The 19,879-nt window shown below is 66.7% G+C and carries 16 protein-coding genes and 1 pseudogene; 5 read left to right on the top strand and 12 right to left on the bottom strand.

All coding sequences use genetic code 11. The features are described from left to right. Positions 1-59: 59 nt before the first annotated feature. Both A5752_RS20545 and A5752_RS20540 read left to right on the top strand, forming a co-directional pair. Positions 60-761 (top strand): hypothetical protein, encoded by a 702-nt coding sequence (locus A5752_RS20545; protein ID WP_067089349.1) that lies wholly within the window; start codon positions 60-62, stop codon positions 759-761. A gap of 61 nt (positions 762-822) precedes the next feature. Further along, the gene (locus A5752_RS20540; protein WP_082963994.1) at positions 823-2,547 is read left to right on the top strand and encodes a GAF domain-containing sensor histidine kinase; all 1,725 of its coding nucleotides are present in this window, start codon (positions 823-825) and stop codon (positions 2,545-2,547) included. Positions 2,548-2,549: 2 nt separating this feature from the next. Here the strand turns inward: A5752_RS20540 and A5752_RS20535 are convergent, their stop codons facing one another. The 6 genes from A5752_RS20535 to fdxA form a co-directional block, all read right to left on the bottom strand. Continuing rightward, positions 2,550-3,023, bottom strand: coding sequence for a DUF5709 domain-containing protein (locus tag A5752_RS20535; protein ID WP_067089346.1), 474 nt, complete (start codon positions 3,021-3,023; stop codon positions 2,550-2,552). Positions 3,024-3,095: 72 nt separating this feature from the next. Next, on the bottom strand, positions 3,096-3,569 hold the full coding sequence (locus A5752_RS20530; protein WP_067089343.1) for a DUF2231 domain-containing protein: 474 nt from the start codon (positions 3,567-3,569) through the stop codon (positions 3,096-3,098). A 120-nt stretch (positions 3,570-3,689) separates the two neighbouring features. Next, a complete protein-coding gene (locus tag A5752_RS20525) occupies positions 3,690-3,977 on the bottom strand; it encodes a hypothetical protein (protein WP_067089341.1) in 288 nt (95 codons plus the stop codon). A gap of 206 nt (positions 3,978-4,183) precedes the next feature. After that, positions 4,184-6,460 (bottom strand): heavy metal translocating P-type ATPase, encoded by a 2,277-nt coding sequence (locus A5752_RS20520; RefSeq protein WP_067089338.1) that lies wholly within the window; start codon positions 6,458-6,460, stop codon positions 4,184-4,186. Between the two features lie 88 nt (positions 6,461-6,548). Beyond that, positions 6,549-7,001, bottom strand: coding sequence for a pyridoxamine 5'-phosphate oxidase family protein (locus A5752_RS20515; RefSeq protein WP_067089335.1), 453 nt, complete (start codon positions 6,999-7,001; stop codon positions 6,549-6,551). Positions 7,002-7,076: 75 nt separating this feature from the next. After that, a complete protein-coding gene (fdxA, locus tag A5752_RS20510; RefSeq protein ID WP_067089623.1) occupies positions 7,077-7,415 on the bottom strand; it encodes a ferredoxin in 339 nt (112 codons plus the stop codon). Positions 7,416-7,637: 222 nt separating this feature from the next. On the opposite strand from fdxA, the gene A5752_RS20505 reads away from it, so the two are divergent. Together A5752_RS20505 and A5752_RS20500 are read left to right on the top strand one after the other, a co-directional pair. Continuing rightward, positions 7,638-8,195: a TMEM175 family protein gene (locus A5752_RS20505; RefSeq protein ID WP_286159394.1), complete on the top strand. Its 558-nt coding sequence runs from the start codon at positions 7,638-7,640 to the stop codon at positions 8,193-8,195. Between the two features lie 9 nt (positions 8,196-8,204). Continuing rightward, the gene (locus A5752_RS20500) at positions 8,205-10,619 is read left to right on the top strand and encodes a beta-glucosidase family protein (protein ID WP_197500692.1); all 2,415 of its coding nucleotides are present in this window, start codon (positions 8,205-8,207) and stop codon (positions 10,617-10,619) included. Between the two features lies 1 nt (position 10,620). Here A5752_RS20500 and A5752_RS20495 read toward each other — a convergent pair whose 3' ends face one another. Next, positions 10,621-11,073 (bottom strand): DoxX family protein, encoded by a 453-nt coding sequence (locus A5752_RS20495; protein ID WP_067089331.1) that lies wholly within the window; start codon positions 11,071-11,073, stop codon positions 10,621-10,623. Between the two features lie 91 nt (positions 11,074-11,164). Here A5752_RS20495 and A5752_RS20490 point away from each other — a divergent pair, with 91 nt between their 5' ends. After that, entirely contained in the window at positions 11,165-11,833 is a 669-nt protein-coding gene (locus tag A5752_RS20490; RefSeq protein WP_067089329.1) for a helix-turn-helix transcriptional regulator, read from the top strand. A gap of 8 nt (positions 11,834-11,841) precedes the next feature. Here A5752_RS20490 and narI read toward each other — a convergent pair. From narI to A5752_RS20465, 5 genes and pseudogenes are all read right to left on the bottom strand, one after another. Continuing rightward, positions 11,842-12,576 (bottom strand): annotated as a pseudogene (gene narI, locus A5752_RS20485) (respiratory nitrate reductase subunit gamma); the annotation flags it as partial. Next, the gene (gene narJ, locus A5752_RS20480; RefSeq protein ID WP_067089323.1) at positions 12,575-13,228 is read right to left on the bottom strand and encodes a nitrate reductase molybdenum cofactor assembly chaperone; all 654 of its coding nucleotides are present in this window, start codon (positions 13,226-13,228) and stop codon (positions 12,575-12,577) included. The gene narJ and the pseudogene narI, both read right to left, overlap by 2 nt. After that, positions 13,225-14,892 (bottom strand): nitrate reductase subunit beta, encoded by a 1,668-nt coding sequence (narH, locus tag A5752_RS20475; RefSeq protein WP_067089321.1) that lies wholly within the window; start codon positions 14,890-14,892, stop codon positions 13,225-13,227. The genes narJ and narH overlap by 4 nt, the downstream gene beginning before the upstream one ends. Continuing rightward, a complete protein-coding gene (locus A5752_RS20470; RefSeq protein ID WP_067089318.1) occupies positions 14,889-18,584 on the bottom strand; it encodes a nitrate reductase subunit alpha in 3,696 nt (1,231 codons plus the stop codon). Before A5752_RS20470 ends, narH begins: the two co-directional genes overlap by 4 nt. Then, complete coding sequence (locus tag A5752_RS20465) at positions 18,581-19,759, bottom strand: nitrate/nitrite transporter (protein ID WP_286159396.1); 1,179 nt, start codon at positions 19,757-19,759, stop codon at positions 18,581-18,583. The genes A5752_RS20470 and A5752_RS20465 overlap by 4 nt, the downstream gene beginning before the upstream one ends. Between the last annotated feature and the right edge of the window lie 120 nt (positions 19,760-19,879).

Raw genomic sequence — 19,879 nt, 5'->3', positions numbered from 1 at the left:
GTGTCGCGCAGGGACCTTCGGCCCTTAGTCGATCGCCCGCACAGACCTACGGTCGACGCATGGCAAGGATGAACGCATGGGTGCCGACGGCGATGGCGGTGCTCGGTGGTGTCGCGTTGTACCGCGCCCACGTACGGCCGTGGATCTACACGTGGGGGGCGACCGAGCCTGAGATCACCGCCGAGTTGCCCGGCGACGAACTGGTGGCGACCGACGCGCCACGCACGACACGGGCCGTGACGATCGACGCACCCATCGGTGCGGTGTGGCCGTGGCTGGTCCAGATAGGGGAGGACCGGGCGGGGTTCTACAGCTACTCGCTTCTCGAACGAGCAGTGGGTGCCGCTATCCACAATGCGAAGTGCATCCATCCGGAATGGCAGGACCTCGCTGTCGGCGACACCGTGTGGCTGGCGCGCCGCTACGGCGACGCCGGACGGCAGGTGGTGGCCGCGATCGAGCCCGAGGCCTACCTGGTGTTGGTTTCGCCAGAGGACTATGCCCGGTTGCAGCGCGGGGAGAAGGCCGGCGGGGCGTGGATCTTCCATCTCCGCCGCACGGGCAGTTGGACGCGCCTGCTGGTCAGGGGCAGTGGGGGCGCGGTCGGACACGCCCTGTTCGACATCCCCCACTTCGTCATGGAGCAGAAGATGCTGCGTGGAATCCGAGATCGGGCGCAGGAGGCCATAGCGAACGATCGGACCCGAGCCACGGTGTACGAGTTGCCGAGAGAGCGAATAACCGCGGTGGCCAGCACGTAACGGGGTCGTCGATTAGCACCAATTACTCGCATAGTGGCTTGACAAGTGGCAGCATGGCGGCATGGCTGACCCGGCACAGCCGGTTGGATCGTGGGGCGAGGCCGCCAGGCCGCCGGTGCGCGAGACCCTGTCCCAGTTGCGCCTCCGTGAGCTGCTCATGGAGGTTCAGGACCGCGTCGAGCAGATCGTCCAGGGCCGGGATCGACTCGACGGCCTCGTCGACGCGATGCTGGTCGTGACATCGGGCCTCGAACTTGATCAAACCCTGCGGACGATCGTGCACACCGCGATCGAACTGGCCGACGCACAGTATGGCGCGTTGGGGGTGCGCGGCCACGACCACGAACTGGTGGAATTCATCTACGAGGGCATCGACGAGTCGATGCGTGAGCGTATCGGTCATCTCCCCGAAGGGCGAGGTGTGCTCGGCGTCCTGATCGACGATCCGAAACCCATTCGGCTGGAGAACATCTCGCACCACGCGGCATCGGTCGGATTCCCGACTCATCATCCGCCGATGAAAACATTCCTCGGCGTCCCGGTGCGAATCCGCAGCGAGGTGTTCGGCAACCTCTACCTGACCGAGAAGGCCGGCGGTCAACCCTTCAGCGAGGACGACGAGGTGCTGGTACAGGCGCTCGCCGCTGCCGCCGGAATCGCGATCGACAACGCCCGTCTCTACGAACAGTCCAAGGTGCGGCAGTCCTGGATCGAGGCCACGCGCGACATCGGCACCGAGCTTCTGGCCGGCACGGATCCGGCATCCGTCTTCCGCCTGGTCGCCGACGAGTCGCGTCACCTCAGCGGCGCGAAGTCGACCGTCGTGGCGATTCCCGCAGACCTCGACCTTCCCGCAGACGAGGTCGACGAGCTCGTCATCGCCGCCACCGCGGGTGATTCGGTGGACGGCTCACTGCGGACCGTGCCAACGAGCGGCACCCCGATCGGGCAGGCGTACCTACAGCGGACTCCGAGTAGGTTCGAGAGCCTGGAATTGGCGCCGGGCGTGGCCCACACCGGCCCAGCTCTCGTCCTACCGCTACGCGCGTCCAATACGGTCGCCGGCGTGTTGGTGGCCGCGCGCTCGCCCGGATCGCCGCCGTTCAGCGCCGACGATCTCGACATGATGGCCGCCTTCGCCGACCAGGCCGCGCTGGCGTGGCAGCTGGCCACAACCCAACGGCGGATGCACGAACTCGATGTGCTCAGTGACCGTGACCGCATCGCCCGTGATTTGCACGACCACGTCATCCAGCGGCTGTTTGCGATCGGGCTTGCGCTGCAGGGCACCATTCCTCGGTCTCACAAGCCCGAAGTACGGCAGAGGTTGAATGAGTGCGTCGATGACCTCCAATCGGTCATCCAGGAGATTCGCACCGCGATCTTCGACCTGCATGGTGGTGACGCGGGCATCACCCGTCTCCGCCAACGGCTCGACGAGGCCGTAGCGCAGTTCGCGCAGCCGGACATGCGGACGACGGTGCAATTTTCCGGCCCGCTGTCGGTCGTCGATGCGAACCTTGCAGATCACGCAGAAGCGGTCGTGCGCGAGGCTGTCAGCAACGCCGTTCGCCACGCCAAAGCTTCGACACTGACGGTGAATGTGGTTGTCGGAGACGATCTGTGCATCGAGGTAGTCGACGACGGGTGCGGCATCAGCGAGGACATCACGGGAAGCGGATTGACGAATCTCCGCCGGCGTGCCGACGCTGTCGGCGGCGAATTCTCAGTCGGCGTCGTGCTCGAGGGTGGCACCAAACTGAAGTGGTGCGCACCGCTTCCCTGAGCTCAATCGTCGCTTCGCAGCTCGTCATCCTCGTCTTCGACGATGTGCATCGCGGCCTCTTCCGCTGAGGCTGCGCCGCCGCTGATTCCGACATCGGCTGCGACCAACTCTGCCTCGTCGTCCTCACCGAATCCCATGTCCGGTGCGACCAGGCGGCCTGCACGGGCGCGGCCGACCTCCAGGTGCTCGGGGAATTCGGCCTCACGCTCCGCATCGTCGGAGCGTTGCTGTTCGCTGTTGTCCAGCAAAACATTCAATCGCGCCGCGGGGTCGGTTTCTTCCTCCGCGAGGAGTTCCTCCATGCCCTCGGACGGACCGAAAGCGCCGCGCGCCCAGAGCCGCTCTGGTGGTGAATAGCCCTCGTCGAGTAGGTCGTCCGTGCCACGATCGATAAGGGTGTCCTCGGACGACAGCTGGTCTTCGTCGTCTTCGTCGTACTGGCCCGACGCGGGCCCCGTTCCGTAAGAGGTGGTCATATCGCGATTCTGGATGCGGGCGCGGCCGTCTCGTAGGGCCGAAGGGCCTCCAAGTGGGAGGCGAGCGTCGAGTCAGTCGGCCTCGGTCAGCTCACCGCCCCAGACCGCCCGTGCGCCGGAATCGCCGATCCGGACCACCGCCACGATCGATGAGATTCCGACGATGGAGGCGGTCAACGCGACCCCGACAATGGCCAGCGTCCGGCGCCGGTCCGATCGTCCGTCGAGCCAATGCAGGACGGTCAGTGCGACGGCGACGAGTGCCATCGCCACCGAAAAGTAGATCATCCATTCGCCGCGCTCAGCATGGACCTGCAGGGCATCTCCGGGATTCTGCTCGCGGTCGAACAACCACTCGCCCGCTTCAATCGTCAGCGGTGTCAGAACCAGCGTGACGGTGGCCAGCGCCAGCACCAGCCAGACCAATCGCCGCCGAGCTGCTGGCCAGACTGCACAGAGAATTTCGAGCACCGCAGTCAGGGGCGCGAGAACCACCATGAAGTGAACGAACAAGACATGAGCCGGCAGGCCCGCGATCACGGTCATGGCGCTCCTTGCTTCGATGGACGACTGAAAGCTAACCGAGCATCCCGCTAGCGACGTCGCAATCGGCGCGATTGATGGCCGGGTGTCCAGCGCCGTTCCTGCGCCCCCATCACCTGGGGCTCAGTTGCCCGGCGCTGGCCTGCGAGGCGGTGTCATGCCGGGGGTCATCATGCCGGGGGTCATCATGCCCGGGGCCATCATGCCGTTGCCGTGCATTTGCTCCCAATGCCGCTGATGATCGCCGCCGTCGATGCCGCGGCCGATGACGAATCCGGAGAAGAAGACCACCGCAAGGATGAAGACGACAGCGGCGGCGACGCCGGCCCAGGCCAGGATCTGGTTCACCGGACGGTGCCCGGTCGCGACGATCGGGGTTGCGTTGGTTGCTGAATCGGATTGCTCAGTCATCTTGTTTTCACCTCGCTTAGTCGCCGTTGTGCGACTTGTGTCCACAATCCGCGCCTGAGACGTCGATGAGTAGGGCCGATGGTCAACAACTTCGGTCGAAGTGGCATGTGGCCCTTTCGATCCGGCGCAACGGCGTGAGCTGTCGGCGAGGGGGCACACGAGTGGAAGGGGCTGACGCGCTACCGGCGCCTCGCCACTTTCATCGGCTAACCCGACGGCGGGTCGTCCTCGGCAAGAGTGAAGTAGTTCTCCTCCTCCTGAAGGAAGTGCAGCCGCAGAACCGCGTGGAGTCCGTACAGGCACGCGAGGAGGTCGTCGCGTTGATCGGGTTGTATGCCGCCGCTCGCCCTGGCGAGTTCGATGTGGGCGGCGATCCGATCGGACAGTCGGCGAATCTCGGCATGCGTCCTGCTCATGGTGGCCGTGGCCTCCCCGCTCCCGAGCGGACGGGCGAGCGCCGGATAGAGGTGCGACTCCTCGGCCTGTTCGTGCGGCAGAATCCGGTTCACGAGGAAGGTGTTCGCGCGGCTCACCGACTCCAGCGCCACCGCATCCGCGCCCGTGGCCAATCGGTCGGCCGCCTCGCGAAGAAGATCGACGGTATCGCGGAGTTCGTCGTGCTCGGCGGAGAACTGCCGGAGCATGTTCTCGGTGTCGGCGGACAACTCGACCTCGAGGGCGGGGTTTCCGCGCAGTGCGCGGAGCGCGTTGAGGATGACGGCTACATCGATGCCCTCCTGCAGCAGCGCGCCCGCGACGGGAGGCAACCAGCCGAGGGCGGCAATCACCATGGCCGCCAACGACAGTGTCATCCCGGCCACGGCGCTCTGCACGGCGATTCGGCGTGACCATCTGGCGATGTCCATGGCGTCGGCCAGGCGGTCCAGGCGGTCGGTGGTCAAAACGATGTCGGCCGCTTCCGAGGACGCGGTCGCACCGCGCGCGCCCATTGCGACACCCACCGTCGCCGCCGCGAGTGCAGGCGCGTCGTTGACGCCGTCCCCGACCATTACGGTCACGTCGCGTCGCTTTTCGTCTTCCACGGCGGCGACCTTGTCGGCCGGGGTCTGCTGGGCGTACACCTCGTCCAGGCCGAGCACGGTGGCGACTTCGCGTGCGGGTTCCGCTCGGTCGCCGGTCAGCATGACCAGTCTGTTCAGGCCAGCGGATCGCAGGCGGCGCACTGTGCGAGGGGCGTGCCGTCGCAACGGATCTCGCAGCAACACCGCACCGACCGTGTCCCCGTCGACGCGCACCCAGGCGATGGCCGACGAATCCAGGCTCGCCCGATTCACTGCTGCCCGTGCCCAATCGACGTCGTCTATGTCGCCGGCGAATTTTCCCACTTCGATGCGGTGACCGTCGACGGTGCCCGTGACGCCGCGTCCGGCCTGCTCGGTCACGTCGCACGGGAGCGACGGCTTCAGCCCGCGGGTCAGCGCCTCGGTGACGATCGCCTCGGCCAGCACATGCGGTGACATCTGGTCCACCGACGCCGCTAGCCGAAGGACCTCGGCGGCGTCTTGCCCGGGGCCGGTCAGCACGCCAACAACCCCGGGCCGGCCCATCGTCAATGTGCCCGTCTTGTCCATGACCAGGGTGGTTGCGCTCCCCAGCGCCTCGAGCGCGCCGCCGCTGCGGATCACCACCCCGTGGCGGGAAGCGCGCGAGAGACCGGAGACGATAGCGACGGGCGCAGCGAGCAGCAGTGGACACGGCGTGGCCACCACCAGGACGGCGACTGCCCGCACCGCTGACCCAGAAGCCAGCCAGGCTGCACCTGCGACGAGGAGCGTCAAGGGCAGGAACCACGCGGCGTACCGGTCGGCCAACCGGACGATCGGCGCGCTTTCGGCTCGCGCGTCTTCGGCCAGGCGCACGATGCCTGCGTAGGTGCTGTCCCTCGCGGTGGCGGTGGCGCGGAGTTCAAAAGAACTGCCCGCGTTCACCACACCGCTGCGGACCGTTTCACCGGACCGGTGTTCCACCTGCATGGCTTCGCCGGTGAGGACCGATTCGTCCAACACCGCCACCGAGTCGGCGATGCGTCCGTCTACCGGCACGGTTTCACCGGAACCCACCACCAGTAGGTCACCGACCGCGACGTCGGCAATCGGGATGACCCGGACCTCCGCCCCGACCCGGCGGCGGGCGAACCGTGGGGCATGTTCGAGCAGCGCGCGTAGGTCATGGGAGGCGCGACGCTCGGCGGTGGCTTCGAGGGCGTGCCCGCCGGTGAGCATCACCGCGATCAGCGCACCGGCGAGGTATTCGCCGACGACGAGGGTGCCCGCGAGGGAGAGGACCGCGATCACGTCGACACCGAGGCGGCCCTGTCGCAACCCCGAGATCACCCAAAGCACCGCGGGCAGTACCGCGACCAGGGTGGCCAGAATCCAGCAGATGTCGGCTGGCTCTCGTTTCCCAAGCAGCCACAGGATGCCGCCGACCGAGAGCGCACCCACTGTGAGTAGCACCAACATTCGGTCCAGCAGCGATTGCCGGCGAGCGTCGCTTGGAGGCTTCTTCTCCACGTCGTCAAGGCTGCCGACCCCGTTGGGGGGGTCAGGCCTACTTCGGGACCCCATCCTGGCTGACCGCGTGGTACCGCGGAACCCCCCGCTCCTGGAACTGCCGACCGGTGATCTTCTCCGAGCGGATACGAACGAAGTGGTCTCGGCGCCCTTCGACCCACGGCTGCACGAACGTGCCCGAGACCTCGACAAGATCTTGGACATCGGTGAGCTCCTCGGCACGTCCGACGACGACCACGCTCCATCCGGTCCGCAGGTCGGGATCCAACTCGTCGGCCTCGAACGCGACGAGCTGATTGCTCGTGGCCGCGATCAACTTCGGACCCTCAGCGACCCTGACCACGACGTCGTCGCGCCAGAGCCGAAAGTTCACCGGATGCACCGCGGGCACTCCCTCGTCTGTGAACACCAGCCGGCCCACCCGTACCCGTTGCAGGAGATCGAGACAACGCCTGCGATTGAGCTCTTCTAGGCTCTGTCCTCTGGGCATCCCGGTCAACCTCCTTGCACGAAGTCGGTCTCCACTGTGCGCCATTCCGGCCGTCTGAGCTAGAGGCCTAGGTCCCTACTTCGGCGGCATCGCCGCGACCAGAGGCGTGTCCGCGCCGATGCGGCCGAGCTTGGCGGCACCGCCGGGTGTACCGAGGGGAGCGTCGCGGCCCGGCAGCACCTCGGAGAAGAACGCGGCGTTGTCGGCGAGGTGGCGTTGCTCGTCGTCGGGCAGGTCGGTCTCGAAGTAGATCGCGTCCTCTTCGCAGGCGATCCTGCACGCTCCGCAGTCCACGCATTCGTCGGGATTGATGTACAGCGATCTCGCACCTTCGTAGATGCAGTCGACCGGGCACTCCGGCACACACGACTTGTGCATCACGTCCACACACGCACTGCTGATCACGTAGGTCATGGCCGCAGTGTAGAAATCGCGGTGCGCCCTCGTCGTGGGCCGAAGGCCCACGGAATCGAGGACCAAGGTCCTTGCGGCGGCGTGGCAGAACCGCTTCATCGGCACGTTGGTGGAGGGATACTGATGCACTGTGGCGGCTGAGCCGGCTTACGGTGCTCGCTCCGGATACCGGACGACCCGAATGGAAGCGTTCAGCGATGGCGTGTTCGCGCGATCACACTGTTGGTGCTCGAGATCGGTGTACCCGACGGCTCGGAAGCTGACCTGCTGGGCGCCGTGGTCCGCCAATGGCCGTCGTATCTGACCTACCTGGTGAGCTTCTCGACGGTCGGCGCGGTGTGGCTCGAACACACCGTGATCACCGAATTCCTGGATCGGGTCACACCCGCGCTCATCCGACTGAACTTGCTGCTCTTGATGCTTGTTTCGTTCCTTCCGTTTCCCACGCGGCTGTTGGGCGACTACATCGGCGAAAGCGATGCCCAACGGGTGGCGGTCACCATCTATGGCATCAACCTGCTCCTGGTGTCGGCAGTGGTATCTCTCATATGGCGTTATACGGTGTGGCAGCGCTTGATTCGAAGCGCAGCGGCCGATTCGGATGTCAGGCTCATCACCAAGAGGCTCACCCCAGGGCTGGCCGGATACGCCGTGTTCATCGCGGCCGGGCTGTTCTTCCCGATCGTCGCGATCTTCGGCTACCTGGTGATCGCGGTGTACTTCATCGTCCCCTTTGCCGCGCTGCGGGGAGCCAGGCGCGCGACCCCGTTCAAGGAGTGAATCAGCATTGTGACGGCAGATCCGATGATTCGTGCCCAAGACCTGTTGTGCCAGATGACCGTCGACGAGAAGGCGATGCAGTTGTCTTCGGTGTTCCCGCTGGCGCTCTTCACGCCCGAGGGCACCAACCCGGGCAAGCTCGATGCGCTCCTCGGGAGCGGGATCGGACACGTCTGCGCTCTCGGGATGATCGGCCACAAGGCTCCCGTCGCTCTGGCGAAGGCGGTCAACGCGATTCAGCGCCACCTGATGACCGAGACCCGGCTCAAGATACCCGCGATCTTCCACAACGAAGCGATGAGCGGTGTGGTCGCGCCGGGCTTCACGGCGTTCCCGACCCCGATCGCGATGGCCGCAACGTGGGACACCGCGGCGGTCGAGGAGATGACAGACCTCGTTCGCCGCCAATTGCGGGCGGTTGGGCTGCGCCAGGCGCTGGGTCCGGTGATGGACATCGCCCGCGACGCCCGTTGGGGCAGGATCGGCGAGACATTCGGTGAGGACGCCTATCTCACCAGCGCGATGAGCGTCGCGTACACGCGCGGCCTGCAGTCCGACGATCTGGCGCAGGGCGTGTCGGCCACCGGTAAGCACTTCATCGGCTACGCGGTGACCGAGGGCGGTCAGAACATGGCGGCGACCGCGGTCGGGCCCCGCGAACTCCGCGACGTCCTCGCGCGGCCGTTCGAGGCCGCGATCCGGTTGGCGGGACTGGCGAGTGTGATGCCCAGCTACAGCGAACTCGACGGCGTCCCGGTCTCCGGATCGCACACTGTGTTGACGACCTTGCTCCGCGACCAACTGGGCTTCACCGGGACGACCGTATCCGACTATGTGGCGATTCAATTCCTGCAGACGCGGCAGCGGGTGGCCGAAACCCCCGAGGACGCCGGTGTTCTGGCGCTCATGGCCGGCATGGATGTCGAGCTGCCGGAAGTCTTCGGCTACGGCGAGGTGTTGGCCGCCGCCGTGCGCAAAGGCAGGATCTCCGAGCCGGTGCTGGACCGGTCGGTGCAACGGGTGCTGTGCCAGAAGTTCGCGCTCGGCCTCTTCGACGACCCCTATGTTCCCGAGGATGCGATCGTCATCGAAGCGGTCGCGGGCGAGGGTGCCGATCTGTCGGCGCGCATGGCCGCGCGTGCGGTGACGCTTCTCAAGAACGACGGCGACCTCCTGCCGCTGCGCCGAGACCTCCGGCGGATCGCGGTCATCGGTCCGCACGCCGACGACGTGGCAGCGGGGTTCTCGACCTATTCTTTCGCCGATGCGATTAAGATGTTCGAAGCTCGGGCCACCGGTGGCGAAATGGCCATGGCGGGAATCGAACTCGGGGGCGAGGTGCCCCAGGAAGCGCTCATGGCGATCGCGGGCGAGCTCGGACCGGTGTTCGCGACCGACCGGCGCGCCTACATCGAGTCCAACTACGCGGCTGTGTCGCTGACAGACGCCGTTCGGCGGCTGTTGCCCGGTGCGGAGATGGACGCCGTCGCCGGCACGGGTGTGACGCCGGCCGAACCGGTCGACATTGCCGCCGCCGTCGCGGCGGCCCGGGACGCCGACGCCGTGATCCTGGCGGCCGGAGGACGGTCGTCGTGGTCGGGGGCGCGTACCGAGGGGGAGGGGTCAGACACCGCCGACATCGCACTGCCCGCTCAGCAAGTGGAGTTGATCGAGGCGGTGAGTGCGGTGGGCAAGCCGACCGTCACGGTCCTCTCGATGGGTAGGCCGTACGCGCTCGGCGGCGTCATCGACCAGTTGCCCGCGGTGCTGACCGCCTATTACGCCGGCCCGTATCAGGCGACCGCCGTCGTTGACGCGATCTTCGGCATCACGAATCCCGCTGGGAGGCTTCCACTCACGATGCCGCGGCATGTCGGGCAGGTGCCGATTCATCACGGCCAGAAGACCGGCAGTGGTTACCGGCGCACCGACGCCGACCCGCACAGCGGCTATCTCGACATGGCGGCCACGCCGCTGTTCGCCTTCGGTCACGGCCTGAGCTACACCACGTTCGCGTATGGCCCGCTGGAGCTCGCGAGCGACACGGTCGACGCGGGCGGCACGGTGACGGCGTCCGTCGTCGTCACCAATTCCGGAAAACGCCACGGGTCCGAGGTCGTGCAGTTGTACGCCGCCGACACCGCCATCGGCGTCACGCTGGCCGCGCAGCAGCTCGTCGGGTTTGCCCGCGTCGAGCTGGACCCGGGTGCGTCCATGTCGATCACCTTCGCGCTGCCGATGAGTGTTCTTGCCTACACGGGTATCTCGGGTGATCTGGTCATGGAGCCGGGTCCGGTGGAGTTGAGCGTGGGCACGAGCTCGGCGGACATCCGAGCCCGTGCCACGATCTCCGTCACCGGCGAGACGCGCACCTTCCGCCGCGACGATCGGGCGTTCTTCTCTTCGGCGGCGGTCGGCGCCTAGCTCATCGTGAGGCGCGGGGGTGCAACGGTGCGTCGTACACCGCGGCCAGCCGGCCCAGCGTCAACGCGCCCAACAGCAGACCGAAATCGCGCAGGGCGATGTCGTAGAACCCGGAATAGGTCAGCAGGTTGACGATGATGCCCGCGAGCCAGAGGGCGACGACATACGCGGCGTATCGCGGTTTGAGCGCGACCGCGATGCCGGCCACGATCTCGATCACGCCGACGATCAACATCGTCTGGTGCGCGGTGAACGGGCTGAGGTCGACGATCCACGGCGCGAGGTAGCCCTCCCAGTCGGTCAGCACATTGGTGAACTTGTCCAGACCCATCACGATCGGCAGCACCGTGAATCCGATCCGCAGGATCAGGTAAGCGCCGTAGACGGGATCGGTGCGAGCGCGCAGCAGCGGGCTCGTCGAGTGGTCGTGTACGGGGGTGTTCGAAGTGGTCATGACGCCGTCCCTTCTAGAATCAACTTCTATGTCTTTTAGACCACACCCGCCCGCCCATTTTGTCAAGAGTCTTTAGTGATAGAATTGCGCGGTGGCTTCGCAGTTCGCCGATCCCTCGTCGTTGACGGCCCTGACCAGCTTGGATGATCCGATCCGCCGTCGACTGCACGAGTTCGTCGTCGAGCGGGACGAGCCGGTCTCGCGTGAAGCGGCCGCCGCGGCCGCGGGCATCGGCCGCACCCTCGCCGCGTATCACCTCGACAAACTCGCCGAGGCGGGGCTGTTGGCCGTCAGCTATCAGCGCCCCGCCGGTCGCGGCGGGCCCGGCGCTGGACGTCCGGCCAAGCTCTACACCCGAAGCGCGGAGGAGATCGTCGTCAGCGTGCCGCCGCGCGACTACCTTCTGCTCGCCCGGCTGCTGGTCACCTCGATCGAACAGGACGCCGCGGGGACGGTGCGGTCGGCACTGAACACTGCCGCCCGAGAGACGGGGCGCCAGGCCGCGGTCGACGCCGGCGGTGATGTCGTGACGGCGCTGCGCGACTGCGGATATCTACCCCAAGCGGACGCCGAAGGCTGTGTCACGCTGCGCAACTGCCCGTTTCACTCGGTGGCGAAGGACCATCTGGAGGTTGTCTGCGGACTGAACCTTCAGCTGGTCGAGGGCGTGCTCGACGGCAGTGCGATGCCCGGCGCGCGCGCGGAGCTGAGCCCGAGCCAAGGCCGGTGTTGCGTCCTGGTGCACAGCGCCTCGTGTTGACCCGCTGATCACCAGCCGCGGCGGTGCGGGCGTGAACCGACCAGCTCGCCCTGGTCGACGACGTCTCGGCTGCGATAGACGATGTAGGGCCGGAACAGATAGCCGATGGGTGCGCTGAAGACGTGCACCAGCCGGGTGAACGGCCACAGGCAGAACAGCACCAACGCGATCATCACGTGGATGTGAAACCACAACGGCGCCTGTGCCATCAGGTCGCCGCGCGGCTGCAGGACCCAGATGGACCGGAACCAGGGCGCCACCGTCAGGCGGTAGTCGTGCTCGGCGCCAACGGGCGTCGCACCGATCAGCGTGCACGAGAGTCCGGCCACGATGGCGAGCACCAGCACCAGGTACATCACCTTGTCATTGGCGGTGGTGGCGAGGAAGACCGGGCCCGTGGTGCGACGGCGGAAGACCAACAACGCGATGCCGCACAGCGTGGTGACACCGGCGATCCCCCCGAGGATCAGCGCCTGCACGTGATAGGCGTGGTCGCTGAGTCCCATTGCATCGGTCCATGATTCGGGGATGACCAACCCGATGATGTGCCCCACGATCACCACCAGGATGCCGAAGTGGAACATCGGGCTGCCGATGCGCAACAGACGCGATTCGTACAGCTGCGACGACCGCGTGGTCCACCCGAACTTGTCGTAGCGGTACCGCCACCAGATCCCGACCGCGACAACGGCCAGCGTCACGTAGGGGATCACGTCCCAGAAGATCTCCCAGCCCGACATGTCATACTCCTTGCGCGCGTCGCGGCGGTACGGTCAGCGTGAACGGTTGCAAGCCAACGGTTTCGGTTGGCGGTCCGGCGGCCGCCAGCCGCTGGGCCCGTTGCGCGTCCTGCTCGGTGCGGGGCGGAAGGGTCTGGCAGACCGCGGCCACGGCAGGTGCGTACGGCGATGCCGACTCGTCCAAAGCCGCGCGCAGCAGGTCGATCGGCGCCCGGTGTTCGGCGAGCAGACGCCGCCCCGCCTCGGCGTCGACGGTCGCGGCGAACTCGAGCACCACCGGCAGGTAGTCGGGCGCCTCGTGTTTCGGTGGGCGCACGCCGGCTTCGCGGTAGGTGTTTGCGAACGCCAGCATGTGGTTGCCGCGGTTTCGCGTGTCCCCGGCGGTCCAGTACGTGAGGTACATCGTGGTGCGGCGCCGCATGTCGAAGGTGTCGACGTAGTCGATCTGCGCCTGCATCGGACCCGTTGCGCGGAGCGCGGTGACGGTGGCGCCGAGCAGGTTTGCGGTCTCGTCGCGAAGGTGGGTCAGCATCTCCTCGACGGTGGTCAACCGTTCGCCCTGTCGGTCGTCCGGATACGCGAGCAGCAGTGCGGCCGCCTGCCATACGAGTCGATGCTCGAGGGTCGGGTCCCGCTTGCTGCGAAGGAGCTTCATCGATCCGCGCTCCGTTCCGGGAAGATCCCGCTGGGTTCGCCGCGACCGTCCCAGTTGAGCAGGTTGACCCGTGACGGGCGGGACTCGGTCACCGCGATGCCCTCGCTGGTCTGCCGGTTGTGCAGCGCATGGAAGCTCTCCACCGCGACGGGCACCGGAGCGCCGCTGGCCTCGCCGAACGGCCCCGACTCGTACATTCCGGGGCCGCCCTCGAACGACAGCGAGCAGCCCGGCTCCTCGAGCGATTGCGCCTCCAGCGCATGGGCGTCGGCGACGTATGCCGTCGGAATGACGTAGCGCTCTTCGTATTTCGCGAGTGCAAGCAGGCGGTACATCTCGTAGATCTGCTCCTCGGTCATGCCGACCGCTTGTGGGATGTGCGGCTGGGTCTCGCGCCCGAGGTTGATGTCGCGCATGTACGAGCGCATCGCGGCCAACCGCCGCAGTACGCCCTCCACCACCGCGGTGTCGCCGGCGGTGAAGAGCCCGGCCAGGTACTCGAGCGGAATGCGCAGCGCCTCGAGCGCCCCGAACAGGTTGCCGATCTCCTCACCGTCGTGACCGTCGCGCGCTACCGCGTCGACCACCGGCGAAAGCGGCGGGATGTACCAGACCATCGGCATCGTCCGGTATTCGGGATGCAGGGGGAGCGCGACCTGATAGCGGTGGATCAATGCGTACACCGGTGAACGCTGGGCCGCCTCGATCCACTCCTCCGAGATGCCCTCCGCGCGGGCCCCGGCGATGACCTCGGGGTCGTGCGGGTTCAGGATGATCGACTTCTGAGCCTCGTACAGGTCGGTCTCGTTCTCCGTCGCCGCCGCTTCGAGCACGCGGTCGACGTCGTAGAACACCAGGCCGAGATACCGCAGCCGGCCGACGCAGGTCTCCGAGCACACCGTCGGCAGCCCGACCTCGACGCGGGGGTAGCAGAATGTGCACTTCTCGGCCTTGCCGGTCTTGTGGTTGAAATACACCTTCTTGTAGGGACATCCCGAGACACACATCCGCCAGCCCCGGCAGCGGTCCTGATCGACGAGCACGATGCCGTCCTCGGAGCGCTTGTACATCGCCCCCGACGGGCACGACGCGACACACGACGGGTTCAGGCAATGCTCGCAGATCCGCGGAAGGTAGAACATGAACGTCTGCTCGAGTTCGAGACGGACCTGCTCGTTCACCCTGCGCAGCACGGGATCCCCGGACACGATCTCCGGTGACCCGCCGAGGTTGTCGTCCCAGTTCGCCGACCACTGAACCTTCATCGGATCGCCGCTGATCAGGCTCCGCGGCGGCGCCACCGGCATGTGCTCACCCAACGGCGCGTTGGTCAGGTTCTCGTAGTCGTAGGTCCACGGCTCGTAGTAGTCGGCGATGCTGGGCATCTTGGGGTTGGCGAAGATCCGCAGCAGCTTGCTCAGCCGGCCGCCGTCGCGCAGCTTAAGCCGACCCCTCCGGTCGCGTATCCATCCGCCGCGCCACCGCTCCTGGTCTTCGTAGGTTCGCGGATAGCCTTGGCCGGGACGGGTTTCGACGTTATTGAACCAGACGTACTCGGTGCCGGGCCGGTTGGTCCAGGCCTGCTTGCAGGTCACCGAGCAGGTATGGCAGCCGATGCACTTGTCGAGGTTCATCACCATCGCCATCTGCGCCATGACTTTCACTGGTAGACCACCTCCTGGCTGCGCCGCCGGACGACGGTCACCTCGTCGCGCTGGTTTCCGGTCGGCCCGAGATAGTTGAACGCGAACGCCGTCTGGGCGTATCCACCGGCCAGATGGCTCGGCTTGATCAGCAGCCGGGTCAACGAATTGTGAATGCCCCCGCGTTTCCCCGTGGTCTCGCTCAGGGGCACGTCGATCACCCGCTCCTGCACGTGGTAGACGAACACCACGCCCTCGGGCATACGGTGCGAGACGATCGCCCGGCAGACCAGCACGCCGTTGCGATTCACCGCCTCGACCCAATCGTTGTCGCGCACCGAGATTTTCGCCGCATCGTCCGGGCTCATCCACATCGTCGGCCCGCCGCGTGACAGCGACAGCATGAACAGATTGTCCTGATATTCGGAGTGGATCGACCACTTCGAGTGCGGTGTCAGATACCGGACCGTCAGCCCCACACCGTCGTGATGACCCACCGCGGAATCACCGAACAACCGCGACATGTCCAGCGGAGGCCGGTAGATCGGCAGCTGTTCGCCGAGTTCCTCGAGCCAGTCGTGGTCGAGGTAGAAGTGCATCCTGCCGGTCAGCGTGTGAAACGGCTTGAGTTCCTCGATGTTGACGGTGAACGGCGCGTAGCGACGCCCACCGGTCTCGCTGCCCGACCACTCCGGGCTGGTGATCACCGGGACCGGCCGCGCCTGCGTGTCCGCGAACGTGATGCGGCGCTCCTCGCTGCCGCCGGCCAGATGCACCAGGCGGCGTCCGGTCCGGCGCTCCAGCTCACGGAAACCCTCGACGGCCAGGCGCCCGTTGCTGGTGCCGGACAGCGCGAGGATCGCCTCCGCCATCCGTTCGGCCGTGTTGATGGCCGGACGCCCCTGTGCGCGACCGGAATCCATCACGCCGAATTTGGCCGCCAGCTCGCCGACCTCCTTGTCGGGGCGGACGGTGACCCCCTTGGTGGTCAACCCGAGCTTCTCGACGAGCGGTCCCAGCGCCGCCCATTTCTCGGCGACCGCGGGATAGTCGCGCTCCACCACCGCCATCGGCGCCATGGTCTTACCCGGCACCGGGATGCTCCCGTCGGCGCGCCAATCCTTCTCGACACCACCGGGATAGGCCATCGCGCCTGGCGTGTCATGCTGCATGGCGCCGAGCACCACGTCGGAGCGCACACCCAGATGCTTTGCGGCCAGTGCGCTGAACACGCGGGCGATGGCGCCGAACGCATCGAAGTCGGAGTGGGCTTCCCACGGCGGGTCGACGGCCGGGTTGAACGCGTGCACGTACGGGTGCATGTCGGTGCTGGACAGATCGTGCTTCTCGTACCAGGTGGCGGCGGGCAGCACGACGTCGGAGAGCAACGTCGTCGAGGTCATCCGGAAGTCGATCGACATCAACATGTCGAGCTTGCCCTCGGGAATGTCATCGGTCCACGCGATGTCGTTGGGCCGCAGCGCTTCCGGTGTCGGCTCGGCCTGCAGGTTCGAGTCGGTGCCGAGCAGGTGGCGAAGGAAGTACTCGTTGCCCTTACTCGAGGAACCCAGCAGGTTGGCCCGCCAAACCGAAAGGACCCTCGGCCAGTTCGCCGGGTTGTCCGGGTCGGTGACGGCGAGTTTGAGCGTGCCCTCTGCGAGTTGTTCGGTGACGTAGGTGGAGATGTCCTGGCCCGCGGCGCGGGCCTCGTCGGCGACGTCGAGGCTCGAGCGGTCGAACTGTGGATAGAACGGGCTCCAACCCATCGCGGTCGACGCGGCGAGCACGTCCATGGTGTGCCGATCGCGGAACCGGCCACGGCCCAGAGGACTGGCCAGCGCGTCGGCGCGGTAACCGTCGTAACGCCATTGGTCGGTGTGGACGTACCAGTACGACGTGCCCGGCATCTGCCGCGGCGGTCGCGACCAGTCGGTACCCATCGCCAGCGCGGACCAGCCCGTCACCGGGCGGCACTTCTCCTGTCCGACGTAGTGGGCCCAGCCACCGCCGTTGCGGCCCATCGCGCCGGTGAGCAACACCAGCGCCAGCACCGCCCTGTAGGTGGCGTCGCCGTGGAACCACTGGCAGATCCCCGCGCCCATGATGATCATCGACCGGCCACCGGATTCCTCGGCGTTGTGCGCGAACTCGGTGGCGATCCGGATCGCCTGGGACGCAGCGACTCCGGTGATCGACTCCTGCCAGGCCGGGGTGTACGGCTTTGGATCGTCGTAACCGGCCGGCCAGTCTCCGGGTAGTCCGGGACGCGCCACCCCGTACTGCGCCAGCATCAGATCGAACACGGTGCAGACCAGGTGCTCGCCCACCCGCCGCACCGGCACCCCGCGGGTCAACGTCTCACCGTGCCCATCGAAAGTGTCGAACCGGGGTAACGCCACCTCCGCCGTCTCACCGGCTTCCGTGAAGAGCACCGTCAGTGCCGGCACCAGGTCGCCGAGTTCCAGGTTCCATTTCGTGACGCCGTCGTCGCCGAAGCGGAAACCCAACGACCCCTGCGGCACGACGACGGTGTCGGTCGCGGCATCCAGCAGGACCGGTTTGAACGCCGCGTTCTCCTGCGCCGCCACCTCACCGCCGAGGTCGGCCGCGGTCAGGTTCTTGCCCGGGACCAACCTGCCGTCACGCTCCTCGAGCTTGACCAGGAACGGCAGGTCGGTGAATTTGCGGACGTAGTCGACGAAGAACGGAACCTTGTGTTTGACAAAGAATTCCGAGAGCACCACGTGGCCCATCGCCATGGCCAACGCGCCGTCGGTGCCCGCCGCGCACGGCATCCACTCGTCGGCGAACTTGGTGTTGTCGGCGTAATCGGGGCTGATGCTGACGACTTTCGTGCCGCGGTAACGCACTTCGGTCATCCAGTGTGCATCCGGCGTGCGGGTGACCGGCACGTTCGAGCCCCACATCATCAGGTACGACGCGTCCCACCAGTCGCCGGACTCCGGCACATCGGTCTGATCACCGAACACCTGCGGGGAGGCGACGGGAAGGTCGGCGTACCAGTCGTAGAACGACGTCATCACGCCACCGAGCAGTTCGATGAACCGTGACCCGGCGGCGAAGGACACCATCGACATCGCAGGGATGGGGGAGAACCCGGCAATCCGATCCGGTCCATACCGCTTGATCGCGTGGATGTGAGCGGCCGCGATCATCTCGGTCGCCTCGGCCCAGCTGATCCGCACCAGACCGCCTTTGCCCCTTGCCTGTTGGTAGCGTCGGCGGCGTTCGGGGTCGCTCTGAATGTCGGCCCACGCGAACACCGGATCGGACAGCCGCGACTTGGCCTCGCGGTACATGCGGACGAGTTCGCCGCGCGCATATGGATAGCGCACCCGCGTCGGGGAATAGGTGTACCAGGAGAACGCCGCACCCCGAGGGCAACCGCGCGGCTCGTACTCCGGCCGATCCGGCCCCACCGACGGGTAGTCGGTCTCCTGCGTCTCCCAGGTGATGATGCCGTCCTTGACGTAGATCTTCCACGAGCACGACCCCGTGCAGTTGACGCCGTGCGTGGAGCGGACCACTTTGTCGTGACTCCACCGGTCGCGGTAGAAGATGTCGCCCTCGCGGCCGCCACGGCGGTGGATGGTCCGACCGTCCCTGGAAGCCTCACCGGGAGTGAAGAATCGGCCGCTGCGCTCGAGCAGTTCTTCGACCCGGCCGCCGATGTGGGGCTCGGTGGTCGTCACTGGGTTGCCTCCTTCGGTTGCGGCTCGTGGCTGTGCAGCCGCAGTGCGGTGTAGGCGAACGCGATCAGCGCGGTCGCGACGAGCAGGATCAGGCCGACGGAGTAGTCGTTCTCGACCGCGTCATAGGTCGAGCCCATCACCAGGGGTGGGAAGTAGCCGCCCAAACCGCCTGCGGCCGAGACGATTCCGGTGATCGACCCGACAGACTGCGCCGGTGACCGACGGGCCACCCACGCGAACACACCGCCGGTGCCGATGCCGAGGAACACCGCCAGTGCGATGAAGGTGGTCGCCGACCACACATCCGGCGGCGGCTGCAGCATGGCGATCAGCGCCATCAGCGCTGTGCCGCCGAAGGAGCCGAGCACGACGTACTTCGGTGCGATTCGGTCGGCCAATGCTCCGCCGACGGGCCGGGCCAGCACGGCCGCCAGTGCGAATCCCGCGGTGCGCGCGCCCGCGTCGACGGCCGAGAAGTGGTAGATCGTCTTGATGTAGGTGGGCAGGTAGTTGCTGAACGCCACGAAGCCGCCGAACACGATCGCGTAGAGGAACGACATCTCCCACGTGACGCGGAGTTTGGCCGCCGCCTTCAGCTTCGGCAGCACGCGATCGGTGTTGGGCGCGAAAGTCGGTGAGTCGCGCATGAAGAACACGCACAGCGCCGCGGTGACCGCCAACGCGGCCGCGACGATGACGTGCGTGGGCAGCAGCCCGAACCATTTGACGAATCTGGGGGTGAAGAACGCCGAGAGCGCGGTGCCCACCATGCCCATGCCGAACACGCCGGTGGCGAAGCCGCGGCGCGACGGCTCATACCAGTTGTTCGCGAACGGGATGCCGACGGCGAAGATGGTGCCCGCGATGCCCAGGAAGAAGCCGCACACCAGCAGCAGGGGGTAGGACCCGGCCGAACCCGCGGCGCCCACCGCGAGCACGGGCACGATCGAGATGAGCGAGATCGCGATGAACAGCACGCGGCCGCCGAACCGGTCGGTCAGCGAACCCACGACGATCCGTCCGAGCGCGCCCACCAGGATCGGGGTGGCCACCAGCATCGAGGCCTCGGAGCTGCTGAGCGACAAGTCGCCCGCGTATGTGGTCGACAGCGGGCCGATCATGTTCCAAGCCCAGAAGTTGATGGCGGAGACCCACGTGGCCAGCGCCAAGTTCAGTGTGCGTCGAGCGCCAGTGTCCGGCGCGACCGCCGTGTTCACTCACCCAGACAACCACGTGTCATGAGAGTCCGCGTGGCTTTCGGATGAAGCGCTGCGCCGCAACGAAGTACAGACGGC

Origin of the sequence: Mycobacterium sp. 852002-51961_SCH5331710 (genome assembly GCF_001665535.1) — a bacterium.
In the GTDB taxonomy this organism is placed as follows: domain Bacteria; phylum Actinomycetota; class Actinomycetes; order Mycobacteriales; family Mycobacteriaceae; genus Mycobacterium.
Note: the sequence above shows the minus strand (reverse complement) of the source record. Positions and strands in the feature narration are given on the sequence as shown.